Source organism: Methylobacterium sp. OAE515 (assembly GCF_041806315.1).
GTDB lineage: Bacteria > Pseudomonadota > Alphaproteobacteria > Rhizobiales > Beijerinckiaceae > Methylobacterium > Methylobacterium tardum.
On sequence record NZ_JBGMUV010000001.1, the window covers coordinates 2,428,154 to 2,453,872 of the forward strand.

Below are 25,719 nucleotides of genomic sequence, written 5' to 3' on the forward strand. Positions count from 1 at the left end.
GACCGCCGGGTCGCGCACGGGTAGGGCGATGAAGTCCCCGACGAACGTCATCAACCTCCTGGCGGACCTACCCGCCGACTCTCCCGAGGAGGTCGTGTCCGTGCTTCTCGCCGTGCCGGGGCTGCGCGTGGAGCGTATTGTCTCCACCGGCCAAGCGAGCCCGCCGGGCTTATACTATGATCAGCCGCAGGCGGAATGGGTGGCGGTCCTGGCGGGCTCCGCCGATCTGCGATTCGCCGACGAGGCGGAGCCGCAACACCTCCTCGCAGGAGACGCCGTCCTGATCGCGGCGCATCGCCGGCATCGCGTGGAACGGACCGAGTCGCCGACGATCTGGCTCGCGATCCATTTCGGACCCGATAGCGAGTTGGTGGAGGCTGGCTGAACCACGTTCAGGCGGCGTATCGCGCGAAGCTCACGGCGGTCTCCCCATAGACGCGGCGTTCGAGTTCGGTGAACCCCTCCGGCCACGTGACCGACGCGCCTTCGGCCTCTTCGACCACCGCCAGGGCGCCGTGTGTCAGCCATGCCCCCGCGGCTGCACTCGCGAGCGCGCGCGGCGCCAGATCGCGGCTGTAGGGCGGATCGCAGAACACGAGGGAGAATTGGCCGGCCGAGCCGGCAGGTCCCAGACGCGTGGCGTCCCGGCGGAAAAGCCGGGTCACGCCCTCAGCGCCCAGCGCCTCGATGTTGGCGCGAATGACCGCGCGGGCCTCGGCGCCTTCATCGACCAGCAGCGCGTAGGCGGCCCCACGCGAGAGCGCCTCGAAGCCGAGCGCCCCGGTACCGGCGAAGAGGTCGAGGACCCGCGCGCCCGCGAAAGTTTCGTCGTAGGCGTGCAGCAGCACGTTGAACAGCGACTCGCGGAGGCGGTCCGAGGTCGGCCGGATCGCGTCGGTGCGCGGTGTTGCGAGTCGTCTGCCCCGCCACGTCCCGCCGACAATCCTCATCGTGTCCCGCGCGGCGGTCGTCCGCCGCCGGGCTTGGCGCCGCCCCGTGACGTACCGGGCCGTCCGCCGGGGCGCGCATTGCCGCCGCCCGTACCTCCCCCTTTGCCGGCGCCTTTGCCGGCGAAGCCGCCCGGCCTGGAACCGCCCGGCTTGGGGCCACCGAAGCGCGGTTTGCCAGCCGGCGAGTCCGCTCTCTCGGACCGGAATCCACCCTTCGCCCGCGGTCCGCCCTCGGAAGGGCCAGATCCGAAGGATTTCCCGGGCCGACCGTCCGGTCTGGGACCGCGGCGCTCGTCCTGTCGAACCTGGCCGCGCGGACCGTCGGCAGACCGCGCCATGTCACGACGCGGACGTTCGCCCTCACCGCGCTCGCCGCGCGAGTCAGGTCTGCGGTCGCCACGCGGTCCCGATCGGTGCTCGCCGCGGGGCGCAAAGCCGCGCTCGCCGGATGGCCCGGCATCCCGTCCCGGGCGTCCGCCCTCGCGGCGCGGCGGTCGCTCGGACGGTCCGTCCTCGGCGTAGCGGCGGCGCGGCTTGATGGCGGGCGCGGCCTCGACCGGCGTCGCCGAAAGACGCTCGACGACGACCCGGCGCTCGCCGGCGCGGATCGAGCCGACCCGTTCGCGGCCCCGTTCCGCGGCGCTCGCCTGCGCGGCGCGCGGGTCGGCACCCCGGCGCGGCACGCGCGTCCCTCGGGGCTTCGAGGCGTCCTCATCCCGCCACGTCGCGTTGCGCGGATTGGATCCCGACCCGCCCGTCGAAACACGCGGCGCCGGTGCGGGACGGGCGGCGTTGCGGCGGCCGGCGCTTGATGCCTGCGCGGGCTTGGCGGTGGAATCGGCCTTCTTCGGTCCGCCGAACGGCGTGATGGGCTCGCGCACCGGGCTCTCGAAATCGACGCCGGCCTGCTCGGACAGCGCCTTGCCGAGCTGATCCTTGAGCACGCGGGTCCGCACCTCCTCGGCGAGGCCGACCTCCAGGTCGCCGAGCTGGAACGGCCCGAAGGACAGCCGGATGAGACGGTTCACCGAGAGGCCGAGATGCTCGAGGATCCGCTTGACCTCGCGATTCTTGCCCTCGCGGAGGCCCAGCGTCAGCCAGACGTTGTCGCCCTGAACGCGATCGAGGCTGGCCTCGACCGGGCCGTATTCCATGCCCTCGATGGTCACGCCCTTGGCGAGGCGGTCGAGCTGGGCCTGGTCGGTATCCCCGTGCGCGCGAACGCGGTACCGGCGCAGCCAGCCGGTGTCGGGATGGGCGATCACTTTGGCGAGACCGCCGTCATTTGTCAGCAGCAGCAGCCCCTCGGTGTTGATGTCGAGGCGCCCGATGGCGACGACCCGGGGCAGATCCTCGGGCAGGATGTCGAAGACCGTCTGCCGACCCTCGGGATCACGCGCCGTCGTGACGACACCGCGCGGCTTGTGGAAGATCCACAGGCGGCTCCGCTCCCGCAACGGCATCGGCTCGCCGTCGATCAGGATCCGGTCGTCCTCGGTGATGTTGCGCGCCGGTGAGATCAGGGTCTCGCCGTTGACGCTGACCCGGCCGGCCAGGATCATCGCCTCGGCGTCGCGCCGCGAGGCGATGCCGGCCCGCGCCATCGCCTTCGCGATGCGCTCGCCCGGCGGGGTCGAGGCCGCAGCCTCATCGACGGTCACGCTGTCGGGCTCAGGCCGGGGCGTCTTCGGGTCCGCCGCACTCTTGCGCGGAGCGGCCTTGGCGCGCTCGCGGTCTTGATCTTCGCTGCCCGCATCGGTCGCAGGCGTCCAGCCCTTACCGCGCGAGATCTCGGGGTCCGGGCGGTCGGAACCCTCCGGCGTCTTGTCGTTCGGCACGTCGTTCATACCAGGGCCTTACCAGAGCCCGTACCGTCAGGCGAGACGGGTTCTGCAGCCGCATTGAGACGAGGCCCGCACGCAAAAGGGGCGGCCCATGGACCGCCCCCGGAGCGAATGCCGGACCGCTGGCGTCAGAGTCTCGGCGAGCGGCCGCGCATTACGCCGAACACTGCCGAGATAAGGAACAAGGCAATCGCCACGAAGAAGACGATCTTGGCCGCCTCCATGGCGGTGCCCGCGATGCCGCCGAAGCCGAGCAGAGCGGCGATCAATGCGACGACGAGAAATGTGACTGCCCAGCCGATCATGGCATCCTCGCGTTGTTCAAGTCGATCCAAGGTTGGAACCCGCAAAGAGCGGGTCCCGTTCCAGTTGAGGGTCTATGATCAGAGCTTGTCGGTCGCCGACTTCACGGCGCTCTTCGCGTCGCCGACAGTGCCCTGGGCCTTGCCCTTGAGCTCCTGAGCCGCACCCTCGGCCTTCATCTTGTCGTTGCCGGACACGTCGCCGATGCCCTGCTTGGCCTTGCCGAGAGCCTCGTTGGTGGCGCCCTTGATCTTGTCGGTGGTGCTGCTCATGGCGATGTCCTTGTGGTTGCTGCGGCGGCGCCGCGTTCATCCAACAAACGGTCACGGTCGCTCGAATGTTCCAGGCCTTAACATTGCCCTGTGTTAAGCAGCCGCATTCGTGAAGGCCCGCATCGGCGATGGGATAGGAACATCTTGGCAGCAGATCCGATCCACGCTCCGAGGTTGGACGCATCGGCTTCGCTGACCGCCCTCGATCACGCGTTCGCGGCGGCGCGGGCCGCGGGCGCTGCCGGCGAGGTTCCGGTCGGCGCCGCGGTCGTGCGGGACGGCGTGCTCCTGGCCGTCGCGCACAACCAGCCGCGGCGTCTTCTGGACCCGACGGCGCATGCCGAGATCCTGGCCATCCGCGCGGCCTGCGCGGCGATCGGCGACGAGCGTCTGGTCGGCTGTGACCTCTACGTGACCCTGGAGCCCTGCCCAATGTGCGCGGGCGCGATCTCCTTCGCGCGGATCCGACGGCTCTATTACGGCGCGGCCGATCCGAAGGGCGGCGGCGTCGAGCACGGTCCGCGTGTCTTCAACCAGGCAACCTGCCATCATGCGCCGGAAGTTTATGGCGGATTTCGCGAGCGCGAGGCGGCCGAACTGCTGCGCGCGTTCTTCGCGGAGAAACGGACATAGGACTGGCGGATGCCGGCCCAGGTCCCACGTTCTCGTAGAACCGGAGGCCAGCACGATGATCCCGACCTATGCACGTGCCCTGATCGTCGGCGCCGGCTCCGGCCTGAGTGCCTCGCTCGCGAGGCTCCTGGCGGCGGACGGCCTGAAGATCGGTCTCGCGGCACGGAACGTCGAGAAGCTCGCGGCCCTGGCCGCCGAGACCGGTGCGGCCGTGCATGCCTGCGATGCGAGCCGGCCTGCCGAGGTCGAGGCGCTGTTCGCGCGGCTGGAGCCGGCCCTCGGGGGCGCCCCGGACGTCGTGATCTACAATGCCAGCGGGCGGCTGCGCGGCTCCATCGCGGATCTGGATCCGGACGCGGTCGCCCGGTCGCTGATGGTGTCGGCGTATGGCGGTTTCCTGGTGGCGCAGGCCGCGGCGCGCCGCATGCTGCCGCACCGCCACGGGGCGATCCTGCTCACGGGCGCGTCGGCGAGCGTGAAGGGATTCGCGGGCTCGGCACCGTTCGCCATGGGCAAATTCGGCCTGCGGGGGCTGGGACAGAGCCTCGCCCGCGAATTGCAGCCGCAGGGCATCCACGTCGCCCACATCGTCATCGACGGCGCGATCCGGAATCCCGACCGCGGCGGCGAGCCGGCCGACGCTCCCGACAGCCACCTCGATCCGGATGCCATCGCGCGAGGCTACCGCGACCTGCTGCGCCAGGATCGGAGCGCTTGGACGTCGGAGCTTGAGCTGCGTCCCTGGGTAGAGCGGTTCTGATCCGGATTACGGGTTGACCCGCAAGCCGAGCAGGAACGTGTTGTCCCGGAAGCTCGAACCCACCTGCGTACTGTTGATCTGCTGGTAGATGTAGGTGCCCCTGAGGGTTAGCCAGCGTGTGAAATGGTAGTCGAGCCGCGCGGTCGCGGAGAAGCCGTTCTCCCGGATCGTGCTGTTTTGATAAACGTTTTGCAGGAACGAGCCGCCGACCACGAGCGACAGGTTGCGCAGCAGGTCGTGCTGGACCTCCAGCGTCGCGACATCCGTGAAGATGCCGCTGGAGCCCGGGATCGTGGTTTCGGTGACACCGGTCGCGGCCGTCAGTCGGACCGTCGTGAGCGGGCTCGCCGACCAGACCAGGGCCGCGTTGACCAGCGGCGCGTTGATGTCGCGCAGGGTCGGATCGACGTAGGTCCGATGCTGGATCCCGGCCGAGATCTCGCCCGTCAGGGACCGCGCGAGCCCGAAGCTCGCGCCGACCGCCAGAGATATTCCATCGGAATCCCGCTGGACGCCGGTCGTATCGCGGCGGAGATCGTAGACGCGCGTATCGCCGGTGATATCGACGAACGGGCTGAAGTCTGGATTGACTTCGAACGCGGTGCGAAGCTGCAGGCTGTACTGGTTCAGGTTTCGGTCGGACTGGTTGATGATTGTCCCGTCCGAAAGGCGGGCATTGTCGAACTCCGAGCGGTCGACCGAGCCGCGCAGCGTGACCGACAGACGATTGAAGGTCTCGGTCGCCCCGAGCGACGCGCCGTAGACGGCAAGCAGCGGTCGGCTGGTCGCGGTCGCGATCTGGACGTTGCCGGCGGCGGCCAGCAGGTTGGGGTTTCCCGTCCGCTGCGTATCGACGAGGAACCGGCCCTCCGCGTCGATGTGCAGGTCCCGGTTGGCGTCGATCCGCAGGCGCACGACTCCGTCGGCGGCCGGGCGGCTCGCGGCCTCGTTCTGGGGCGTCTCGAGGTACGAGCCGCGCAAGGAGCCCTGAAACGAACTCGAGGACCAGTTGCTCTGGAAATCGAGGGAGGCGTCGGTACGAAGCGCCACCGAGCCCTTGGCGAATTGCCGGCTCGTCTGGTCCGGATTTGAATCGTAGCCGAGGCTCTGCGCGAAGGTCGGCAGTATGGTGAAGCTTCCGAACTGGTAGCCGATCGGCGCGTAGGCGGGATCCGTCGGGATCGCGCGCGCCAAGTCGGTGCCGAGAATGAAGCCCGGCGTCAGAAGGCCGAGGGCCGGGGAGATCGCCAGGAGCGGCAGGATCGTTCGGACGGGCGCCGCCACCGGCGGCAGGGGAACCCCGACCACGGGCTGCTGAATGATCGGCGTCAGCCGTAACGCCGGGCTCGGGACCTGCGTGACTTCCTGGGTGATCCTGCGGGTCGCCGACCCGATCCGCCGCGGTGGCGCCGCCCGGGTCCGGAGAAGATTTGACGGCGCCAGATTGCTTGGCGTCGTGCCGCTGCCGCCGGTGCGCTGACCGCCGCTGGTGATGCGTGTGTTGAGCTGCGAGACGCCCGGCTGCCCTTGCGTCTGTGTCGGGATCGTTGGAGGCGAGAGCGGCGAGCTCAGGCTGTCGCCGCCGGTCTGGTCGCCGCTCGTCGCGTCGCCGCCCGGAGAGCCGCGCCCGTCGTCGCGCGAGAGACCGTCCGGGATCCGCCGCCGCAGCGCCGGCAAGCCGTTGGGTGCGGTGTCCTGGCCGACGCCCGGGTTGTCGGGCTGCCCCGTAACCGGGCTGGTGGCGTCGAAGCGCTGGGCACGCGCAGGGGAGGCCGCGAACGCGAGCGCCAGCGCAGCGACAGCGAGCCGCATCTCCTGTCGTTTCCGCCGGTCAGCCCCAGCCGTCCGCACCTGATCACGGTCCCCGCCAAAGTCCCGAGCACCGAGGGCTGGGATTCACTGGTCACGCCGCAGCCAAACTGGTCATCGGCATGGTTAACGAAGGCTAGCGGACTCATGGTTAATGCAGCGTCAACGGCCGAGGCTGACGGCACTTGAAATCTGCCTCAGAACCTTCGGTCGACACGGCACAGCCGATTGAGATTTGTTTTACAATCAGATATTGTCTTCCAGAATTCAATCGTATCCGCGAGGGATTGATTGGTCCGAATCATTACAAAGATAGAGGTGGGCCGTGAACGAAAGCACAGTCAGCGGGCATGCTGAGCACGTTGAGCTCGCGGTGGATATCATCGCGGCCTATGTGTCGAACAACTCGGTACCGTCGTCGGAGTTGGCGGGCCTGATCGGCGTGATCCACGCCGCTCTAGACAGTCTCTCGACTGCCGGACGAACATCCAAATCGACCGTCGAAAAGCTGAGTCCGGCTCAGATTCGGAAGTCGGTCACGCACGATCACATCGTCAGCTTCGAGGACGGCAAACCGTACAAGACCCTTCGTCGGCACCTGACGTTGCGCGGGCTCTCGCCCGATGCCTACAGGGAGAAGTGGGGCCTGCCGCGCGACTACCCGATGACCGCGGCGAGTTACTCGGCCCAACGTTCCGAGCTCGCCCGCGCCCTGGGGCTCGGTCAGCAGCGCCGCAAGCACCGCGGTGCATCATCGGCACCTGCAGAGGCACCGGCGGCGGCAACACGGAAGGCGCGGGCCCGACGGAAAGCGCCGGCAGAGTAGAAGTCCGATCCTCCGCCGCTGCTTCTGGCAGCAGCGGCTCGCTCTGAGAGTGCGTCGGGCGTTCAAAACGGCTGTGTCAGGCGCAGATGCTTCAGGCGAAGACGGGCTGCGCGACGCTGTATTAACGGCCAACCCGGCAAAAGCCTGCGCGTGCGCGTCGCGCAACCGTGCGCCGCGTCCTTTCGGCTAGGCAGAACGTCCCACGCTGCCATCCTGCGCATGTTGCTCCGCACAATCGTGCGAAGATCCTGCGCCGGAGAATGACCGCGTGCCGCCACTGCCGATTCTCGCTCTTGCCGTCGCCTCGTTCGGGATCGGCACGACCGAATTCGTCATCATGGGGCTGCTGCCGGAGGTGGCGCAGAGCTTCGGCGTCACGATCCCGCAGGCCGGTTACCTCGTCTCGGGCTATGCGATGGGCGTCGTGGTCGGGGCACCGATCGTAGCGATCGCGACCGCGGGCATGCCGCGCAAGACCGCGCTGCTCGCCCTCATGGGCGTCTTCCTGATCGGAAATCTCGGCTGCGCCCTGGCCCCGAGCTACGGCCTGCTCATGGCGGCGCGAATCCTCACAGCCTTCGCGCACGGCGCGTTCTTCGGCATCGGCGCCGTGGTCGCCCGGGATCTGGTGCCCCGGGAGAAGCGCACCCAGGCGGTCTCCCTGATGTTCGCGGGCCTCACGCTCGCCAACGTGCTCGGCGTGCCCCTCGGCACCGCCCTTGGACAGGCCGTCGGGTGGCGGGCGACGTTCTGGGCCGTGGTGGCGATCGGCCTCGCGGCCGGCCTTGCGATCCAGCTCTGCGTACCGGCCGGGCTCCCGGGCACGCGCGGCCGGCTGGTGAGCGAGTTCCGCGCGCTCGGCCGCTGGCCGGTGCTGCGACCGATGCTGATCTCGACCCTGTCCTCGGTGAGCTTCTTCACGGTGTTCACCTACATCACGCCGTTCCTGACCGGCGTGAGCGGGTACTCGCCGCAGGGTGTGACCGGCGTGTTGTTCGCCGCCGGCATGGGTCTGACGATCGGGAACCTCGCCGGGGGTCTGTTCGCCGATCGCGGGCAGATGGCGACGATCATCGGGAGCTTCCTGGGGATCGTCGCGGCGCTGCTCCTGCTCGCCGCGGTCGCCCATCATCCGGGCATGACGCTGGCGGTGCTGGTCCTGTGGTCGGCCCTGGTCTTCGCGCTGGTCTCCCCGCTCCAGATCTGGGTGGTCGAAGCCGCGAGCGACGCCCCGAACCTCGCCTCCACCCTGAACCAGGGCGCGTTCAACCTCGGCAACGCGACCGGCGCCTGGATCGGCGGTACGGCCCTGACGCTGGGGGCGGGCTACGCCCAGCTTCCTTTGATTGCCGCGGCCGTATCCTTGGTCGGCCTCGGATTGGTGCTCACGGCCGTCAGCCGGACCGGCCGGCGCATGCTGTCGCCGTCCGCGACGAGGCCGTGATCGCGGATTCGACCGCCTCTAATCGCTCCGGACGAGGTCACCGAGAAGGCTCGCCGCCACGGTGACCTTTGAGACCGTGAGGCTGGAATCGCCGATGGCGTCCACCGCCTCGCGGATGCGCGCCAGCGGCGCACCCCGGGCCTTCGCCCAGGCCTCGACCGCGTCCGGACCGGCGCCCAGATCGGTCACGACTTCGGCCGTCAGCTTGCGATGCGCCGCCCCGATGCCTGCGACCGCGCGCTCCAGCGCAACGCGGTCGAACGTGTCGGCGACCGGTACGGTCCGCGCCGCGGCCGCGAGGTCGTCCAGCCGGAAGGCGTGCTCCAGTGCGAAGTGCGTCGCCGCCACCGCCTCCACCGGCCGCCCGCTCGCCTCGGCGACCCGGACGATGTCGGGGGCAGAGATGAGGGCGCTCAGCGAAGCGAGGCGCCGGGCCTGGGCCGGCGCCATGCCGAGCCCGGCCAGCTCCGCCTCCCGGGCTCCGATGGCCGCGAGAGCCTCCTCGGCGAGAACATTTGGAAGCGCCGCCTCCACGGCGGCGATGCCGTCGCGGTAGCGGGCGACCACCGGGTCGAGGCCACCGCTCAGATCGAGATTCCGGATGAACCAGACGATCCGGTTGAGCAGCAGACCCTGGACCTCCGCGTACAGACCGAGCTGGCCCTGACCGGAGATGCGGCCGGCAAGGCTGTCGATGGCGAGGTTCAGCTCCATCAGCCCGAACGCGTCGCGGGTCACCGCATAGGCCTTGGCGATGGTCGCGGCATCGGCACCCGTCCCGTCGACGAGGCGTGTGATCAGCGAGGGGCCGCCTCGGTTGACGATGATGTTCGCCAGCGCGGTGGCGATGATTTCGCGCCGCAGGCGATGCCCCTGCACCGAATCCGGGAACTGCTCGCGCAACGCCTTGGGGAAGTAGCGCTGCAGCTCGCGGTCGAAATACGGGTCGTTCGGCACGGCGCTGTCGAGGATCGCATCGTGCAGCGACAGCTTGGCGTAGGCCAGGAGCACCGCGTATTCCGGACGGGTCAGCCCCTCGTTCCGGCGCATGCGTTCGGTCAGCGCGGCATCGTCGGGCAGGAACTCGACCGCGCGGTCGAGCCGCCCCTCGCCCTCGAGCGCCTGCATGGTCCGCATCGCGAAGCCGGTCTCGTCGAGGCCGCCGCGCTGGGCAAGCGACAGGGCGAGCGTCTGCAGTTCATTGTTGCGCAGGACGAGGTGCCCGACCTCCTCGGTCATGGCCGCCAGCAGGGCGTTGCGCGCCTCGTAGCTCAGGCGGCCGTCCCGCTCGGGCGTCATCAGCGCGATCTTGATGTTCACCTCGACGTCCGAGGTGTTGACCCCGGCCGAGTTGTCGATCGCGTCGGTGTTGAGCCGGACGCCCGCGCGCGCCGCCTCGATGCGCCCGCGCTGGGTCAGGCCGAGATTGGCGCCCTCGCCGACGACCTTGGCGCGCAGCTCCGGCCCGGTGATCCGCACGGCATCGTTGGCACGGTCGCCGGCATCCTCGTCGGTCTCCGTGGTGGCGCGGACGTAGGTGCCGATGCCGCCGAACCAGAGCAGGTCGGCCGGGGCCTTCAGGATCGCCTGCATCAGCTCGGTGGGCGTGGCCTCGGCGCGGTCGAACCCGAGGACGGCGCGCACCGGCTCCGAGAGGGGGATGGTCTTCAGGCTGCGCGAGAATACGCCACCGCCCTCCGAGATCAGGCTCCGGTCGTATTCGGCCCAGGAGGAGCGTCCGAGATCGAACAGCCGCCGCCGCTCGACAAAGCTCGCGGCCGCATCGGGGTTCGGGTCGAGGAAGATGTCCCGGTGATCGAAGGCCGCGATCAGCCGTATGCTCTCGGACAGCAGCATGCCGTTGCCGAACACGTCACCCGACATGTCGCCGACGCCGACCGTGACGATCGGATCCGTCTGCACGTCGACATCGAGCTCGCGGAAATGGCGGCGCACCGCCTCCCAGGCGCCACGGGCGGTGATGCCCATGCCCTTGTGGTCGTAGCCCTGGCTGCCGCCGGACGCGAAGGCGTCGCCCAGCCAGTGGCCCTTCTCCAGCGAGAGGGCGTTGGCGATGTCCGAGAAGGTGGCTGTGCCCTTGTCGGCCGCGACCACCAGATAGGCGTCGTCGGGGTCGTGCCGGACGGTGTCGGGCGGCGGCACGATGGCGTCGTCGACGATGTTGTCGGTGAGTTCGAGGAGCGTGCGGATGAAGATCCGGTAGCTCTCGGTCCCCTCCTGCATCCAGGCGGCGCGGTCCGAGGCCGGCGGCAGGCGCTTCGGGAAGAAGCCGCCCTTGGCGCCGACCGGGACGATCACGGCGTTCTTCACCTGCTGGGCCTTCACGAGGCCCAGGATCTCGGTGCGGAAATCCTCCGGCCGGTCCGACCAGCGCAGGCCGCCGCGGGCCACGTAGCCGAAGCGCAGATGCACGCCCTCGACGCGGGGCGCGTAGACGAAGATCTCGAAGAGCGGCCGCGGCAGCGGCATCGCCGTGACCTTGGAGCAGGCGAACTTGAAGCTAATCGTCTCCCGGGGCTTTCCGTCCGGGCCGGTCTGGAAGAAGTTGGTCCGGACCGCCGCCTCGACCAGGTTGACGAACCGGCGCAGGATCCGGTCGTCGTCGAGGCTGGTGACCTCGGCGAGCGCCGCCTCGATGCCGGCGCGGACCTCCGCCTGCTGGGCGTCGCGATCCCCCGTCAGGGCCGGGTCGAACCGGGTGCGGAACAGCGCGACGATCGCCCGGGCGATCCCGGCATGCCGGCTCAGCGTGCCGGCGAGGTAATCCTGCCCGTAGCGGATCCGCAGCTGGCGCAGGTACCGCCCGAGCGCCCGGAGCAGGGCGGCCTCGCGCCAGGGCAGGGCGGCCTCGAGGACGAGCCGGTTGTAGCCGTCGGATTCCGCCAGATCGTCCGCGATGGCGAGCATGGCGGCTTCGAGCGGCTGCTCCAGCGCCGCGAGGTCGATCGCCGCGCCGGTGGCCCGCTCGATCAGCATGTCGTGCAGCCAGACACGATCGGCCTCGTCGGCGCCCGCGGGCATGACCCGGTAGGTCCGCTCGTTGATGACGCGGAAGCCGAGATTCTCCAGGGCGGGAACGCGGTCGGACAGGGCGATGGCGGTGCCGCGGGAAAACACCTTCAGGCGGACCTGCGCATCCGAATCCGACGGGCGGCGACCGAGATGCACGGCGCGCGGCTGCGCCCCGCCGAGACCTTCGAGGATGGCGACGTCCGCCACCGCTATTTCGGGCTGGAAATTGTCGCGGTAGGCGGCCGAGAACGCGTCGCCGTAGCGCGCGGACAGGATCCGCGCGCGGTCACCGCCCTGCGCCTCGGCGAGAGCGGCCCGCAAAGCGTCGCCCCAGGTCCGGACCAAGTCCCCGATCCCGGCTTCGAGGGCGGCCGGGTCCTGCTCCGGCGCGCCCTGGTCGGGCAGGCCGATGATGTAGTGGATGCGGGCGAGCGGGCCTTCCGGATAGTCCGGATAGGCGACGCTGAGCCGTCCGCCGTAGGCTTCGGCGAGGAAGCCGCCGATCCGCTGCCGGACCGTCGAGTCGTAGCGGTCCTTGGGGACGTAGACGAGGAGCGAGACGAAGCGGCCGAACCGGTCCGGCCGCGACAGCACCCGGATCCGCGGCCGGTCGGCGAGATTGGCGATGGCCAATGTGAAGCGGTAGAGCCGCTCGACGTCGATCTGGAACAGCTCGTCGCGCGGGTAGCTCTCCAGAACCGCCAGCAGGCTCCGACCGGCATGGCTCGTCGGATCGAGGCCCGCGCGCTGGACCACTGACTGCACCTTCCGGCGGAGGATCGGCACTTCGCGGGTGGGGCTCGTGTAGGCGGAGGCGGTGAACAGCCCGACGATCCGCATCTCGCCCGAGAGCTTGCCGTGGGCGGAGAACAGCTTGACGCCGACATAGTCGAGATAGGCCGACCGGTGGACGCGGGAGCGCACGCTCGCCTTGGTGATGATGAGCGGCTGCGGCTCCTCAAGGAAGGCCAGGATCTCGGGCGTGTAGTCGACCGGCGTCCGGCCGCGGCGCAGGGGCGTGGCGCCGGGATCGCGCAGGACGCCGAGGCTCGACCCCTCGATCAGGGGATGGGCCTCGCCGTCGATCCCGTGCTGCTGCATCCCGAGGATCAGGAACTGGCCGTCCGTCAGCCAGTCGAGGAAGGCGCGCGCCTCGGCCGTCTCCTCCTGCGGCATCGGTGTGGGTGCCCCGCCGAGATTTGTCGCCAGGTCCGACAGGCGCGCCAGCATGGCGTCATGGTCGACGGCCGCCAGGGCGACATCGCGGTAGACCGGCGCGAGGGCGTCCAGCAGCCGCTCCCCGGCCTCCGTGTCCAGCCGGTCCAGGTGGATGTGGAGGAAGCTCTCCCGCGCGAGGCTGCCGTGCGCGTCCGCCGTCGTCTCGCCGACCACGCGGATCAGGGAGCCGTCCGGATCGCGCTCGACGCCGAGGATCGGGTGGGCGACGAGGTGGGGCGACAGGCCCTGCTCGGTCAGCTCCGCGAGGGTCGAGTCGAGCAGGAACGGACGATTGTCGTTGATGACTTCCAAGATCGTCAGTTCGTGCCGCCGGCCGGCCCGCGACAGCTCAGCGTCGACCAGGCGCATCCGGGCGGGATCCTGCGTCCGCCGCGGCTCGGCCAGGAAGGCGCGGGCCCGGCCGGCCAGCTCTGCCAGGACGTCGGCGGGGTATGGAGCCAGATCCTCGGGCGTCACCCGGCCGAACAGGTCGCGCACGAACCCGCCCGGTCCGCCCTGCTCGGTGACGATGTCGGCAGCCGCATCGATCAGCCCCGTGCGGGCCGATTTCTGCTCCGATGAGGACAACGCCGTCGCAGTTTCGAGTGTCATCGCGCTTCTCCCGAACCGGGTCACTCGCCTAAGCGATAGCAGCGTGATCGGAGGTGTCGATGACACTCCCCACCAGTTTGCCGCCCCGTTTGTGTCGATCGGTGCGAACCGTCAGGCGTCAATTGTATTCCCGAGAAAACGTGCATATACACGCATCATGACAGACCAACCGCCGGTCGAACCCTGCACCTGTTCCGCGCTGAGGCGGGCGACCCGCGCCGTGACGACGGCCTACGATGCGGCGCTGCGCCCGTCCGGGCTTCGGGTGACGCAATTCGCGATCCTGCGCCTGCTGGAGCGCCTCGGACCGAGCCCGGTGACGCGTCTCGCCGCCGAGGCCGCTCTCGAGCGCACCACGATGGGACGCAACCTCGATCCGCTGGAGCGTCGCGGTCTGGTGCAGATCGCGGCGGGTGCGGCGGATGCCCGCGAACGCGTCGTCACGCTCACGGATTCGGGGCGTGAAGCCATCGCGGCGGCGATGCCTTACTGGCGGGATGCGCAGGCGCGCATCAACGCCCGGATCGCACCCGGGGCGGTCGTGGCCCTGACGGACGCCCTCATTTCCGCCGCCTGATCGACCAGAAGCAGCCGTTTCAACCGGAGCCCGACATGCCCGCTCGCTCAGAGACGCGCCCCGCGCAGCGCCTCCACTACGCCTGGATCATCGCCGCGGTGACGTTCCTAGTCCTGCTCGTCGGGGCCGGCGTCCGGGCGACGCCGAGCGTGCTGATCGTGCCGTGGGAGCGCGAATTCGGCTGGACGGCGGCGACGATCGGGGTCGGGATCGCGCTCAACATCTTCCTGTACGGGATGATCGGTCCCTTCGCGGTGGCGATCATCGAGCGGTTCGGCCTGCGCCGCTCGGTCTGCGGTGCCCTCTTCATCCTGGCGGTCGGCACGGCCGCCACCAGCCTGATGACCGGGCCCTGGCAGATGGTTCTGCTCTGGGGCATCGTGGTCGGCTCGGGCTCGGGCATGGTCGCGAACGTCCTCGGCGCCACCGTGGCGGGGCGCTGGTTCGCCAAGCGGCGCGGGCTGGTGCTCGGCATGCTGACGGCGAGCAGCGCCACCGGCCAGCTCGTCTTCCTGCCGGTGCTCGCCTCGCTGGCGGTCGAGCAGGGCTGGCGTTCGGTCTCCCTGGTTGTGGCGGCCGCCACGCTGGCGCTGATCCCGCTCGCTGCCTTGCTGCTGCGCGACCGTCCGGCCGATCTCGGCCTGCCCCGCTACGGCGAGGCGGCGATTACGCCGACGCCCGTCCTCACGGAGAACCCGGCGCGTCGCGCGCTGCGCGGCCTGCGGATCGGGCTGCAATCCCGGGATTTCTGGCTGCTCGCCGGCACGTTCTTCATCTGTGGCGCCTCGACCAACGGTCTGATCGGCACGCACCTCATCCCCGCCTGCATCGATCACGGCATTGCCGAGGTGACCGCCGCGGGTCTCCTCGCGCTGATGGGGATCTGCGACCTGATCGGCACCACGGCGTCGGGCTGGCTCACGGACCGGTTCGATTCGCGCAAGCTCCTGGCGTGGTATTACGGGCTGCGCGGCCTCTCGCTGATCTTCCTGCCGTATTCCTTCGACTACAGCTTCTACGGCCTGTCGTTGTTCGCGGTCTTCTACGGGCTCGACTGGATCGCGACGGTGCCGCCCACCGTCCAGCTCGCGGGCAAGTCCTTCGGTGAGGAGAACGCCGCGCTGATGTTCGGCTGGATCGCGGCCGCCCATCAGATCGGCGCGGCCTCGGCGGCGTGGCTCGCCGGCATGGTGCGGACCGACACCGGCACGTATCTGGGCGCCTTCGTGTCGGCGGGCCTGCTCTGCCTGGTCGCGGCGCTCATGGCGGCCTTCGTGGGGCGCAAGCCCGCCGAGCCGGTCCTGCGTCCGCTGCCGGCCTGAACTGCGTCGGGCGGGCGCGGTTGTCACAAGTGTGCCGCGAAGGACGAGCCCTTACCGGCCCGTCCCAGCGCATCCCGAGAGCCCGCCTTGACCATCGCGATCCGGCCCGTGCCGCCGGTCCAGGACGTCCGCGCCCCGCGCCCCTGGTCGGGGCCGGGCTTTGCCGAGTTCGTCGCCATCATCGCGCTGATGATGGCGGTCACCGCGATCTCGATCGACAACCTGCTGCCGGCCTTCCCGGCGATCGAGGCGCGGTTCGGCGTGCCGGATCCGAACCGGCTGCAGCTCCTCGTCTACGTCTACATGATCGGCTTCGGCGTCGCGCAGATCGTCTATGGGCCGGTCTCCGATGCCCTCGGCCGGCGGCCGGTCCTGCTCGCGAGCCTCGCGATCTACGTGGTCGGCTGCGGCCTCGCCATGGTGGCGCCGAGCTTCGGCTGGCTGCTCGCCGCGCGGATCATCCAGGGGATCGGCGCGGCCGGCGGGCGCGTGCTGTCGGTGGCGATCGTGCGCGACCGCTTCTCCGGCCGCGAGATGGCGAGCGTCATGTCGCTCACCATGATGGTGTTCCTGATCGTGCCGATGATCGCGCCGGCGATCGGCGGCCTGATGCTGGCGCTGGGCTCCTGGGTCTACGTTTTCGTCTCGATGCTGGTCCTGGCCTTCTGGCTGACCCTGTGGTTCTCCCTGCGCATGCCGGAGACCTTGCATCCGGAATACCGCCGGCCGCTCTCGCCGGCCGCGACCTGGGAGGCGATCCGCCTGACGCTCAGGACCCGCGTCGCCATCGGCTACACCACCGCGCTCGGCCTGATGACCGGCTGCATCATGGGCTACGTGGGCTCGGCCCAGCAGGTGTTCGACACCGGCCTGTACCATCTCGGCCCGCTCTTTCCCCTGGCCTTCGGGCTGGTGGCGGGCGCCATGGGCGCGGCGACGCTGATCAATGCGCGCGTCGTCCGGCGGGTCGGGATGCGGGCGATGTCCCACGGCGGCATCATCGCCTTCACGCTGGTCGCTCTGGTGCAGGTCGGCGTCGGCTTCGCCTACCAGGGCCGTCCGCCGTTGGCGCTGTTCCTCACACTGCTGGCACTGAACCAGTTCCTGATGAGCTTCGCGATGCCGAACTTCAACGCGCTGGCGTTGGAGCCGCTCGGCGCCATCGCCGGCACCGCCTCGTCGTTCCTCGGCTTCTACACGACGATCCTGGGCGCCCTGTGCGGCTTCGTGATCGGTCAGGCGTTCGACGGGACCGTGCTGCCGGTCGGGATCGGTTACGCGAGCCTGGGCATCCTGGCGCTACTCGTGGTGGCCTGGACGGAACGGGGCCGGCTGTTCCGCGCTGGAGTCGGCGGCTGAGGCTTCGGGCTTAACGCGGTCTTCAGCGGAAAACCGTCAAGCTCCGGTCCTCATCCCCGCTGACCGGACCCGCCCATGATCGCCCGCGCCCAGGACGGAACCCTCCTCGCTGCGCGTCTGCTGCTCGCCGCCGCGCTGCTGCCCACCGGGATCGCCCGGGCGCTCAACGTCTCGGGCTTCGCGCTGACGCTGGCCGGCAACGGCATGCCGTTTCCGAACGGCGTCGCGACCGCGGCCGTGGTGGTCCAGGTCTTCGGGCCCTTGGCGCTGATCCTCGGCGTGCTGCCGCGCCTGACCGGGCTCGCCCTCGCCGTGTTCGCGACCGCGACGGCTTTCGTGATCCACGATTTCTGGCACTACATCGGGCCGACGGCTGTCGCCGAGCGCACGCTGATGCTGGCCGATCTCGGCCTCGCGGGCGGCTTCCTGATGTATGCCCTCACCGGACCGGGCGCTTGGAGCTGGCAGGGCTGGCGCGCAGGTGCGATGGCGCCAGCGCCGAGCGCCAAGCCGGCCGCCAAGACCCCGGCGAAGAGTGCCGCGGCGCGCGGCGGGGGCAAGCGCACGGCCGGTCGCCAGCCCGCCCGGGCCGCGGCCTGATCAGCCGTGCCGCGGCGTCATCTCGGCCGACGGCGGCGTCGCCGCGGCCCTCTTCCGGCCGGAGACCTCGGCTCCGGCATCCGCCGACAGCTGCCGGAAGCCTAGGACGGAGGCCGCCGAGATCATCGCCACGGCGAAGAAGGCCGGCCCGAAATCGCCGGCCTCGATCTGGGTCCGACCGTGCCAGGCGGCGGTCCCCTCCAGGGCCAGCGCCCCGAGGGTGACGCCGAGGCTCAGCGAGAGCTGCTGGCAGACGCTCGCGAAACTGGTCGCCGCACTCATCTCGCGCGATTCGAGATCGGCATACGCGATGGCGTTGACGCAGGTGAACTGGACCGAGCGCGAGCAGCCGCCGATGAACAGCAGGGCCAGCATGATCCAGTGGGGCGTCTCGGCAGTGTAGAGCCCGTTGACCGCCAGGAAGACCGAGGCGAGCAGCGCGTTCCAGACCATCAGCGTCCTGAACCCGGTGCGGCGCAGGATCTTGGGCGCCAGGGTCTTCACGAACATGGCGCCCGCGGCCGCCGCGAAGGTGATCAGGCCGGAATGCAGGGCGTCGAGGCCGAAGCCGACCTGCAGCATCAGCGGCAGCAGGAACGGGATCGCCCCGGTGCCGATCCGAAACAGGCTGCCGCCGATGACGGCGACCCGGAAGGTCGGGCGCTGGATCAGGTCGAGCCGCACGATCGGATGGGCGACCCGCCGGGCATGCGCGAAATAGACCGGCAGCAGGACCGCCCCCGTCGCGAGGCAGCCCCAGGAGATTGCGGACGGCAGGAGGTGGCGGCCTAGCGATGCGAGGCCGAGCATCAGCGCGGCAAGCCCGGTGCCGAGCAGCACGAAGCCGAGCAGGTCGAGGGGCGGCCGCTCCGGCTCGCGGATATCCTCGAAATACAGGCTCGCCAGCACGATCCCCGCGCAGCCGATCGGCAGGTTGATGAAGAAGATCCACCGCCAATCGAACCATGTGGTGATCAGGCCGCCGACCGGCGGCCCGAGAACCGGGCCCACCAGAGCCGGAAAGGTCAGGTAGGCCAGCGCGGTGACGAGCTGCGATTTCGGCACGCTGCGCAGCACCACCAGGCGCCCGACCGGCACCATCATGGCGCCGCCCATGCCCTGGAGGAACCGCGCCGCGACGAACCAGGCCAGACCGTTCGCGGCCGCGCACGCGAGCGAGCCCGCCATGAACACCACCAGGGCGACGCGGAAGACGGTCCGCGACCCGTAGCGGTCGGCCATCCAGCCGCTCACCGGGATGAAGATCGCGAGGCTGACCAGGTAGGAGGTCAGGGCGAGCTTCAGCGCGATCGGGTCTTCGTGCAGGCTCGCCGCGATGCTGGGGAGCGCCGTGGCGATCACCGTCGAGTCGGTGTTCTCCATGAACAGCGCGGTGGCGACCGTCAGCGGGACGATCCAGAGCGGTCTTTGGGCTGTAGGGGGCATCAGACAGCAGACGCATGTCGTGCCGCGGCGGTTGCACGGCAGCGCGGCCAACTCGCACCCTCGTGTTTCGCGATTGTATCTCTCTTGCAACAGACGTCGGGCGCCAGAGGTCGGCCACCTTTTTCACGGGCGGCCGAATGGCTACGTTTAATCACGCGGCCGTGAAGTGGCTGCAGCCGGCACGATGTCGGGCCACGAGGAAATGATGCAGTCCAGCCCCGACAAGGTCCGCTCCCTGACGCGGATCGCCGCCGGCGTCGCGCTTCTTTCGATGGTGGCCGCGTGCGGCACCGTCCTGCTCAACGACCGCGGCTCGCTCACCCGCTATGACCGTCTGAAGTCCAGCGACCAGGTGGCGTCGGCCTCGCGGATCTACGTCGACCGGCCGGCGCTGGCGAAAGCCCGCACCGTCCGCATCATCCCGACGGCCTTCCACGCCGATGTCGCCGGGGCCGCGCCGCTGACCCAGGCTGAACGGCGCCTCATCGCCAACGCCGCCGACCGGGCGCTCTGCTACGACCTGTCGCTGAAGTACGACATCGTCACGAGCCGCGATGCGGACCTGACCGTGCGGGCGCAGGTCACCCGGGTGGACCCGACGGATCTGCTCGGGGCCGGGGCCACGATCGCCGGCTCTGCCGGCGTCACGGTCGCGTCGCAGCTCGGCCTGAGCTTCGCAGAGGGCGTCGGGCGCGTGCCGATCCCGCGTGTGCCGATCGGTCTCGGCAGCCTGACGGTTGAGGCGGAGGCGCTCGACCGCAGGCGCGAGCAGCGCGCCGCCATGGTCTGGGGCGGGGCGGCGAACTCCTTCACCAGCCAGCCGCGCTTCTCGCGGGCGAGCGACGCCTACGATCTCGCCGGCGAGTTCGGGCAGGATTTCGGCTTCATGCTGGCGACCGGCGAGGATCCGTTCACGGCGCCCAACACGCTTCCGACCTGGGACCGCATCCGCATCACCACGTTGGGCGAGGCACCGCTGGATCCGGATTGCGAGGCGTACGGCCGGGCGCCCGGCATTGACGGGATGCTGGGCGATTATATCGGCCTGCCGCCCGAATACACCGACAAGGGCGCCAGAACGCCGGCGATGCGCTGAGCCGGCCGCACGAGCGGCTAGCCGCCCGCTTCGTCGATGCACAGCCGCCGGATCAGAGCCGTGTAGAGGGCCTGCGCCTCTTCGATCCGGTCGACGCGGCAATGCTCGTCGGTCTTGTGGCACTGCGCTGCTTCGCCGGGGCCGATCACCACGGTCGCGACATTGTCGAAGGCGGGCACTAGGGCGGACGCGTCCGTGAAGTAGGGCGCGCCCGCCGGCTCGGCGGTCAACCCGGTCCGTTCGTGCAGCAGCGCGAGCAGCGGTGCCGCAGCGGGATCGTCGACCGCCGTCGAGAAGCCCGGGAAGCTCGTGACGACACGGATCTCGGCATCCGGGCCGAAAAGCGTTCTCAGCGCATCGAGCAGCTGGCCGTGGTCCTGCTCGGGCAGGGTGCGGATGTCGACGGAGAACTCGGCCCAATCCGGCACGGAGTTGATGTTCTCGCCGCCGCGGAACGTGGTGACGCAGGCCGTGGTCGTCCCGAGCAGCGGATGGCGGACACCGAAATCGTGCGTGCCGAGGGCCTGAATCCAGGCCGCAGCCCTGGCGACGGCGTTCTGCCCCTCCTCCGGCATGGACGAATGCGCGGTGCGGCCGCGCGCCGTCACGACGACGCGGAGCGAGCCCTTATGGGCGAAGATCGGGGCGTTCGAGGTCGGCTCCGCCACGATCAGGAGTGCTGCCGGCCCGAGGACCTGTTCCCGGCCGACATGGAAGGCGCCCTCGCAGCCGGTCTCCTCGCCGGCCGTAATCACAAGGGTGAGGCCTCGGTGGAAGCGAGGTTCGTCCGCCAGCACGTTGCAGGCGGCCGCGATGAAGGCGGCCACGCCCGCTTTCATGTCGCTCGCGCCGCGCCCGTACAGCCGGCCCTCGTGCACGATCCCCGCGAAGGGGGGAAACCTCCACGGGTTCGTGCCCACCGGCACGACGTCGATATGGCCGGTGAAGCAGAGCGGCTTGCCGCTGCCTGTTCCGGGGATGCGCGCGATGAGGGTCGGGCGATTCTCCGCGAAGGCGTAGCTCTCGACCGCGAAACCGTGCTCCGACAGCAGCTCCGCGAGGAACGCGGCACACTCCTTCTCGAGGCCGGGCGGATTGAGCGACGGGAAGCGGATGAGCTGCTGCGCCAGCGTGACGGCATCGATAGGCATGCGGGAGATCCTCCGGCCGGGCGGCTGAGACAACGCCGGGCGGTCCGGATCGACCCCGCAGGATCCGTGCCCGAGTTGACCCGGATCTACGTCAACGCCGCGGCGTGAATTTCCTGCACAGCCAAGCGTGGAAAAGCCGCGAGCCATGCGTGTTTTCGTAGGACGACGCGGCAAGCGTGCATTGGCGCCTTCGTGGGGCCCGTGATACTGGCACTTGCCAACCCGATCCCGCTGCGCGACCCCCAACGCGCCGCCGTCCGAGGAAAGTTGGCACATGGCCCGAGTAGAAACCGCATCGATCATCGAGGGCCTGACCTTCGACGACGTGCTCCTGCGGCCCGCCGCCTCCTCGGTGATGCCCACCGAGGTGAGCGTGGCCTCCCGGCTCACCCGCACGATCCCCCTGAACCTTCCGATCCTCGCCTCCGCGATGGACACGGTCACCGAGGCGCCGATGGCCATCGCCATGGCGGCCGCCGGCGGGATGGGCGTGATCCACCGCAACCTAGAGCCGCCGGAGCAGGCCGAGCAGGTCCGGCTCGTCAAGAAATACGAGTCCGGCATGGTGATGAACCCCATCACCATCCACCCCGACGAGACGCTGGCCGACGCCTTCGAGGTGATGAAGCTCAACCGGATCTCGGGGATCCCGGTGGTCGAGCGGGGGCCCAACGGCTCGCGGGGCAAGCTCGTCGGCATCCTGACCAACCGCGACGTCCGCTTCGCCACCAACTCGGCCCAGCCGGTCGCCGAGCTGATGACCCGGGACCGCCTGATCACGGTCCGCGAGGGCGTCACGCAGGACGAGGCCAAGCGCCTGCTCCACCAGTTCCGGATCGAGAAGCTGCTGGTCGTCGACGATCATTACCGCTGCATCGGCCTGATCACCGTCAAGGATATCGAGAAGCGGGTCACCTACCCGAACGCCGTCAAGGACGAGCAGGGCCGCCTGCGGGTCGCCGCCGCCACCACGACGGGCGACAGCGGCTTTGAGCGGGCCGAGCGCCTGATCGACGCCGGCTGCGACGTGATCGTGGTCGACACCGCCCACGGCCACTCGATCAAGGTGCTCGACGCCGTCGCGCGGGTGAAGCAGCTCTCCAACGCCGTGCAGGTGGTCGCCGGCAATGTCGCCACCCGCGAGGGCGCCCAGGCGCTGATCGACGCCGGCGCCGACGCCATCAAGGTCGGCATCGGCCCGGGCTCGATCTGCACGACCCGCATCGTCGCAGGCGTCGGCGTGCCGCAGCTGACGGCCCTGATGGAAGCGGTCGAGGCCGCGTCCGACGCCGACATCCCGGTGATCGCCGACGGCGGCATCAAGTACTCGGGCGACCTCGCCAAGGCGATCGCGGCGGGCGCTTCCGTGGCGATGCTCGGCTCGCTGCTCGCCGGCACCGACGAGGCGCCCGGCGAGGTGTTCCTCTACCAGGGCCGGTCGTACAAGTCGTACCGCGGCATGGGCTCGGTGGGCGCGATGGCCCGCGGCTCGGCCGACCGCTACTTCCAGGCCGAGGTGAACGACACCCACAAGCTCGTGCCCGAGGGCATCGAGGGGCAGGTGCCCTACAAGGGTCCGGTCGGCAACGTCCTCCACCAGCTCGCCGGCGGCCTGCGCGCCGCCATGGGCTACGTGGGTGGCGCCACGATCCCGGAGTTCCAGGAGCGGGCGCGGTTCATCCGCATCACCAATGCCGGCCTGCGCGAGAGCCACGTCCACGACGTGACGATCACCCGCGAGAGCCCGAACTACCCGTCGCGGACCTGAGGCACCGATGCGCACGCTGATCGTCGGAGCCGGCGCGACCGGCGGCTATTACGGGGCCCGGCTCGCCGAGTCGGGTGCCGACGTGACCTTCCTGGTCCGGCCGGCGCGGGCGGCGAAGCTGGCGGCGGACGGGCTCGTCGTCCGCAGCCCGCTGGGCGACCTGCATCTGCCGAACCCGCCGACGGTCACGGCCGACCGGCTGGCTGAGGCGGGGCGCTTCGACCTGATCCTCTTGTCCTGCAAGGCTTACGACCTCGACAGCGCCCTCGCGGATCTCGCCCCCGCCGTGGGAGCGGAGACCGCGATCCTGCCGGTGTTGAACGGCATGTCGCATCTCGACGCGCTCGATTCCCGCTTCGGTGCTGCACGGGTGCTCGGCGGATCCTGCGCGATCGCCGCGACTGTCGCCCCGGACGGCGCGATCCGGCATATGAGCGAGCTGTGCAGTATCACCTACGGCGAGCGGGACGGATCGCGCTCAAGCCGGATCGAGGCGGTCGACGCCCTGATGCGCGGGCTGAAGTTCCAATCCCGGCTCAGCGACGTGATCCTGCTCGAGATGTGGGAGAAGTGGGTCTTCCTCGCGACGCTTGCGGGCGCCACGACCCTGATGCGCGCCGCCGTCGGCGACATCGTGGCGGCCCCCGAGGGGACCGCGTTCATCGCGGCGCTCCACGCGGAATGCACGGCCGTGGCCGCCGCGAGCGGATTCGAGCCGCGGGCCGTCGTGGCGGAAAGGGCCCGAGCGCAGCTGACCACGGTCGGGTCGACGTTCACGGCCTCAATGCTGCGCGACATCGAGAACAAGGGGCGGATCGAGGCGGACCATGTGATCGGCGATCTGATCGCCCGTGGCCAGCGGCTGGCGCCGGAGGCGTCGTTCCCGGTTCTGGCCGCGGTCTATACCGGCCTCAAGGCCTATGAGGCCCGCCGGGCGCGGGAAGCGGCCTGAGCCGCACCCCGCGGCGATCGCTCAGTACCGGCCGGGCGGCGGCGGAGGCGGGTTGCCGTATTCCAGCTGGGTCTTGGCATCGACCGGCCGGCGCGGGGGCGGCGTCAGGTCCGGCTGGGCGGCGGGTGCGCTCGCACAGGCAGCGAGGGAAGCGGCGACCAGGGCCGCGCAGGCGACCCGAACAACGCTCGTCATGGGCTGAGATACTCCTGAGAGGCGACCGGCGGCGGTCCGCGCTGGTCGGCCGCAGACGGATGCCATAGGACACGCGGCGGGCCGCGATGGACCAACCGCCCGACGGTCTGAGCCGCGAACGTGCTGGAAGCTCGGCCGTATCGTGGCGGCTTCGTGTGCCAAGCGTGGCCGTTTTACGTTGTCGTTGACGCATTCCAAAGGATCCGAACCCTGACCCCCGCCGCTCGCTGCTCCGCCGCCATCGAAGTCCTCACCGATATCGCCGAGCGCCGCCGGCCGGCCGCCGATGCGCTGAAGGATTGGGGCCTCGCGCACCGTTTCGCCGGATCGGGCGACCGCGCCGGCATCGCGAGCTTGGTCTACGACGCCCTCCGCCGCCGGTCGTCGGCCGCATGGATCATGGGCTCGGACACGCCGCGCGCCATCCTGATCGGTGCGCTGCGGCTCCAGCAGGGGCTCGCCGCGGCCTCGGTGGCGTCCCTGTTCTCGGGCGATCGTTTCGCGCCGGAGCCCTTGAGCGACGTGGAGCGCGTCCGTCTGGAGACCGGCACGCTGCAGGACGCGCCGCCCGAGGTGGCGGGCGATGCGCCGGCCTTCGCGCTTCCGGAGCTGGCGGCCGCGCTCGGTGACGATCTCGTTCCCGAGCTGAAGGCGCTGGCCCGGCGCGCACCTCTGGATATCCGCGTCAACGCCCTGCGCGGCAGCCGCGAGGACGTGATGCCGGCCCTCGCGGCTTTCGAGGCGGCGCCGGCTCCCCGCGCGCCGCAGGGCCTGCGGATCCCGATCGGCGCGGATGGGCGCGGGCCTGCCCTCCACGTCGAGGCGGAGTTCCTGGACGGCTGGTACGAGATCCAGGATGAGGGCTCGCAGCTCGCCGCACTCCTGGCCGCGCCGCGGCCCGGCGAGACCATCGTCGACCTCTGCGCCGGCGGGGGCGGCAAGACCCTGGCCCTTGCCGCCGAGACCCGGAACGGCGCGCGCCTCATCGCCACCGACGGCGACCCGCGCCGCCTCGCGCCGATCCATGAACGCCTCCGCCGCTCGGGCGCCGTGGCCGAGGTGCGCACGCCGCGGACCGGCAAGGCGCGCGTCGACGTCCTGGAGGATCTGGATGGCCGCGTCGACCGGGTCGTGGTCGACGCGCCCTGCACCGGCTCCGGCACGTGGCGCCGCAACCCGGACGCCAAGTGGCGCCTGCGGCCCGGCAGCCTGGCGCTGCGGACGGCCGAGCAGGCCCAGGTCCTCGACCGGGCGGCGCGGCTGGTGAAGCCCGGAGGGCGGATCATTTACATAACCTGCTCGCTGCTCCCGTCCGAGAACGACGCGGCAGTGGCCGGCCTGATCTCCCAGTGGCGCGGTCGCTTCGACGTCGTTCCAGCGGAGGATGTGCTGGCTGCGGGACCGGCCTCGCTGCGGGACGCGGTGCGCATCACCGCGCACGGCGTGCAGATGAGCCCGTTGCGCACCGGCACAGACGGTTTCTACGTGGCTGTGATCGCCCGACGGGGCTGAGGCGCGAAACCGCGGCGGGACCGCGACGTTGGACCCG

The 25,719-nt window shown here is 70.2% G+C and carries 22 protein-coding genes; 13 read left to right on the top strand and 9 right to left on the bottom strand.

From position 1 onward, the window contains the following. Positions 1-28 precede the first annotated feature (28 nt). Positions 29-385 (top strand): cupin domain-containing protein, encoded by a 357-nt coding sequence (locus tag ABIE45_RS11845; protein WP_192706891.1) that lies wholly within the window; start codon positions 29-31, stop codon positions 383-385. Positions 386-392: 7 nt separating this feature from the next. On the opposite strand, the gene rsmD is transcribed toward ABIE45_RS11845, so the two are convergent. From rsmD to ABIE45_RS11865, 4 genes are all read right to left on the bottom strand, one after another. Then, the gene (gene rsmD / locus ABIE45_RS11850; RefSeq protein WP_192706892.1) at positions 393-950 is read right to left on the bottom strand and encodes a 16S rRNA (guanine(966)-N(2))-methyltransferase RsmD; all 558 of its coding nucleotides are present in this window, start codon (positions 948-950) and stop codon (positions 393-395) included. Next, entirely contained in the window at positions 947-2,797 is a 1,851-nt protein-coding gene (locus ABIE45_RS11855; RefSeq protein ID WP_192706893.1) for a pseudouridine synthase, read from the bottom strand. Before ABIE45_RS11855 ends, rsmD begins: the two co-directional genes overlap by 4 nt. Positions 2,798-2,922: 125 nt before the next feature. Beyond that, positions 2,923-3,099, bottom strand: coding sequence for a DUF1328 domain-containing protein (locus tag ABIE45_RS11860; RefSeq protein ID WP_010683547.1), 177 nt, complete (start codon positions 3,097-3,099; stop codon positions 2,923-2,925). Between the two features lie 78 nt (positions 3,100-3,177). Next, positions 3,178-3,369, bottom strand: a complete 192-nt coding sequence (locus ABIE45_RS11865; protein ID WP_192706894.1) for a CsbD family protein — start codon at positions 3,367-3,369, stop codon at positions 3,178-3,180. Between the two features lie 174 nt (positions 3,370-3,543). Here ABIE45_RS11865 and ABIE45_RS11870 point away from each other — a divergent pair, with 174 nt between their 5' ends. Continuing rightward, the gene (locus ABIE45_RS11870) at positions 3,544-4,002 is read left to right on the top strand and encodes a nucleoside deaminase (protein WP_373622314.1); all 459 of its coding nucleotides are present in this window, start codon (positions 3,544-3,546) and stop codon (positions 4,000-4,002) included. A gap of 55 nt (positions 4,003-4,057) precedes the next feature. Then, positions 4,058-4,762, top strand: coding sequence for an SDR family NAD(P)-dependent oxidoreductase (locus tag ABIE45_RS11875; RefSeq protein WP_192706896.1), 705 nt, complete (start codon positions 4,058-4,060; stop codon positions 4,760-4,762). 6 nt (positions 4,763-4,768) lie between these two features. On the opposite strand, the gene ABIE45_RS11880 is transcribed toward ABIE45_RS11875, so the two are convergent. Continuing rightward, complete coding sequence (locus tag ABIE45_RS11880; RefSeq protein WP_192706897.1) at positions 4,769-6,574, bottom strand: outer membrane beta-barrel protein; 1,806 nt, start codon at positions 6,572-6,574, stop codon at positions 4,769-4,771. A gap of 322 nt (positions 6,575-6,896) precedes the next feature. Here ABIE45_RS11880 and ABIE45_RS11885 point away from each other — a divergent pair, with 322 nt between their 5' ends. Next, positions 6,897-7,397 carry a MucR family transcriptional regulator gene (locus tag ABIE45_RS11885; protein WP_192706898.1) on the top strand — a complete coding sequence of 167 codons (501 nt, stop codon included), beginning with the start codon at positions 6,897-6,899 and terminating at the stop codon, positions 7,395-7,397. 268 nt (positions 7,398-7,665) lie between these two features. Beyond that, entirely contained in the window at positions 7,666-8,841 is a 1,176-nt protein-coding gene (locus ABIE45_RS11890; RefSeq protein WP_192706899.1) for an MFS transporter, read from the top strand. An 18-nt stretch (positions 8,842-8,859) separates the two neighbouring features. Here ABIE45_RS11890 and ABIE45_RS11895 read toward each other — a convergent pair whose 3' ends face one another. Next, positions 8,860-13,704, bottom strand: a complete 4,845-nt coding sequence (locus tag ABIE45_RS11895; protein ID WP_192706900.1) for an NAD-glutamate dehydrogenase — start codon at positions 13,702-13,704, stop codon at positions 8,860-8,862. A 157-nt stretch (positions 13,705-13,861) separates the two neighbouring features. On the opposite strand from ABIE45_RS11895, the gene ABIE45_RS11900 reads away from it, so the two are divergent. The 4 genes from ABIE45_RS11900 (at position 13,862) to ABIE45_RS11915 (ending at position 17,562) form a co-directional block, all read left to right on the top strand. Then, positions 13,862-14,281 carry a MarR family winged helix-turn-helix transcriptional regulator gene (locus tag ABIE45_RS11900; protein ID WP_192706901.1) on the top strand — a complete coding sequence of 140 codons (420 nt, stop codon included), beginning with the start codon at positions 13,862-13,864 and terminating at the stop codon, positions 14,279-14,281. A 35-nt stretch (positions 14,282-14,316) separates the two neighbouring features. Further along, positions 14,317-15,603 (top strand): MFS transporter, encoded by a 1,287-nt coding sequence (locus ABIE45_RS11905; protein WP_192706902.1) that lies wholly within the window; start codon positions 14,317-14,319, stop codon positions 15,601-15,603. 87 nt (positions 15,604-15,690) lie between these two features. Further along, complete coding sequence (locus ABIE45_RS11910; RefSeq protein ID WP_192706903.1) at positions 15,691-16,962, top strand: multidrug effflux MFS transporter; 1,272 nt, start codon at positions 15,691-15,693, stop codon at positions 16,960-16,962. A gap of 75 nt (positions 16,963-17,037) precedes the next feature. Continuing rightward, positions 17,038-17,562, top strand: a complete 525-nt coding sequence (locus ABIE45_RS11915) for a DoxX family protein (RefSeq protein ID WP_192706904.1) — start codon at positions 17,038-17,040, stop codon at positions 17,560-17,562. Here ABIE45_RS11915 and ABIE45_RS11920 read toward each other — a convergent pair whose 3' ends face one another. Continuing rightward, complete coding sequence (locus ABIE45_RS11920; protein WP_192706905.1) at positions 17,563-19,008, bottom strand: MFS transporter; 1,446 nt, start codon at positions 19,006-19,008, stop codon at positions 17,563-17,565. A gap of 205 nt (positions 19,009-19,213) precedes the next feature. Here ABIE45_RS11920 and ABIE45_RS11925 point away from each other — a divergent pair, with 205 nt between their 5' ends. Then, positions 19,214-20,104 carry a DUF3313 domain-containing protein gene (locus tag ABIE45_RS11925; RefSeq protein WP_192706906.1) on the top strand — a complete coding sequence of 297 codons (891 nt, stop codon included), beginning with the start codon at positions 19,214-19,216 and terminating at the stop codon, positions 20,102-20,104. 17 nt (positions 20,105-20,121) lie between these two features. Here ABIE45_RS11925 and ABIE45_RS11930 read toward each other — a convergent pair whose 3' ends face one another. Then, positions 20,122-21,255 (bottom strand): M20 family metallopeptidase, encoded by a 1,134-nt coding sequence (locus ABIE45_RS11930; RefSeq protein WP_192706907.1) that lies wholly within the window; start codon positions 21,253-21,255, stop codon positions 20,122-20,124. A gap of 274 nt (positions 21,256-21,529) precedes the next feature. Here ABIE45_RS11930 and guaB point away from each other — a divergent pair, with 274 nt between their 5' ends. Together guaB and panE are read left to right on the top strand one after the other, a co-directional pair. Next, positions 21,530-23,023 (top strand): IMP dehydrogenase, encoded by a 1,494-nt coding sequence (gene guaB, locus ABIE45_RS11935; protein WP_192706908.1) that lies wholly within the window; start codon positions 21,530-21,532, stop codon positions 23,021-23,023. Positions 23,024-23,030: 7 nt separating this feature from the next. Next, positions 23,031-23,975, top strand: a complete 945-nt coding sequence (gene panE / locus ABIE45_RS11940; protein WP_192706909.1) for a 2-dehydropantoate 2-reductase — start codon at positions 23,031-23,033, stop codon at positions 23,973-23,975. A 21-nt stretch (positions 23,976-23,996) separates the two neighbouring features. Here panE and ABIE45_RS11945 read toward each other — a convergent pair whose 3' ends face one another. Then, positions 23,997-24,170, bottom strand: a complete 174-nt coding sequence (locus ABIE45_RS11945; protein WP_192706910.1) for a hypothetical protein — start codon at positions 24,168-24,170, stop codon at positions 23,997-23,999. A 153-nt stretch (positions 24,171-24,323) separates the two neighbouring features. On the opposite strand from ABIE45_RS11945, the gene ABIE45_RS11950 reads away from it, so the two are divergent. Further along, on the top strand, positions 24,324-25,682 hold the full coding sequence (locus ABIE45_RS11950; protein ID WP_373622869.1) for an RsmB/NOP family class I SAM-dependent RNA methyltransferase: 1,359 nt from the start codon (positions 24,324-24,326) through the stop codon (positions 25,680-25,682). Positions 25,683-25,719: the final 37 nt, after the last annotated feature.

Excerpts from the sequence above, each read along its gene's own strand:
- ABIE45_RS11845 (WP_192706891.1), top strand. The coding sequence starts at position 29 with ATGAAGTCCCCGACGAACGTCATCAACCTCCTGGCGGACCTACCCGCC.
- rsmD (WP_192706892.1), bottom strand. The coding sequence starts at position 950 with ATGAGGATTGTCGGCGGGACGTGGCGGGGCAGACGACTCGCAACACCG.
- ABIE45_RS11855 (WP_192706893.1), bottom strand. The coding sequence starts at position 2,797 with ATGAACGACGTGCCGAACGACAAGACGCCGGAGGGTTCCGACCGCCCG.
- ABIE45_RS11860 (WP_010683547.1), bottom strand. The coding sequence starts at position 3,099 with ATGATCGGCTGGGCAGTCACATTTCTCGTCGTCGCATTGATCGCCGCT.
- ABIE45_RS11865 (WP_192706894.1), bottom strand. The coding sequence starts at position 3,369 with ATGAGCAGCACCACCGACAAGATCAAGGGCGCCACCAACGAGGCTCTC.
- ABIE45_RS11875 (WP_192706896.1), top strand. The coding sequence starts at position 4,058 with ATGATCCCGACCTATGCACGTGCCCTGATCGTCGGCGCCGGCTCCGGC.
- ABIE45_RS11880 (WP_192706897.1), bottom strand. The coding sequence starts at position 6,574 with ATGCGGCTCGCTGTCGCTGCGCTGGCGCTCGCGTTCGCGGCCTCCCCT.
- ABIE45_RS11895 (WP_192706900.1), bottom strand. The coding sequence starts at position 13,704 with ATGACACTCGAAACTGCGACGGCGTTGTCCTCATCGGAGCAGAAATCG.
- ABIE45_RS11900 (WP_192706901.1), top strand. The coding sequence starts at position 13,862 with ATGACAGACCAACCGCCGGTCGAACCCTGCACCTGTTCCGCGCTGAGG.
- ABIE45_RS11905 (WP_192706902.1), top strand. The coding sequence starts at position 14,317 with ATGCCCGCTCGCTCAGAGACGCGCCCCGCGCAGCGCCTCCACTACGCC.
- ABIE45_RS11915 (WP_192706904.1), top strand. The coding sequence starts at position 17,038 with ATGATCGCCCGCGCCCAGGACGGAACCCTCCTCGCTGCGCGTCTGCTG.
- ABIE45_RS11920 (WP_192706905.1), bottom strand. The coding sequence starts at position 19,008 with ATGCCCCCTACAGCCCAAAGACCGCTCTGGATCGTCCCGCTGACGGTC.
- ABIE45_RS11925 (WP_192706906.1), top strand. The coding sequence starts at position 19,214 with ATGCAGTCCAGCCCCGACAAGGTCCGCTCCCTGACGCGGATCGCCGCC.
- ABIE45_RS11930 (WP_192706907.1), bottom strand. The coding sequence starts at position 21,255 with ATGCCTATCGATGCCGTCACGCTGGCGCAGCAGCTCATCCGCTTCCCG.
- guaB (WP_192706908.1), top strand. The coding sequence starts at position 21,530 with ATGGCCCGAGTAGAAACCGCATCGATCATCGAGGGCCTGACCTTCGAC.
- panE (WP_192706909.1), top strand. The coding sequence starts at position 23,031 with ATGCGCACGCTGATCGTCGGAGCCGGCGCGACCGGCGGCTATTACGGG.
- ABIE45_RS11945 (WP_192706910.1), bottom strand. The coding sequence starts at position 24,170 with ATGACGAGCGTTGTTCGGGTCGCCTGCGCGGCCCTGGTCGCCGCTTCC.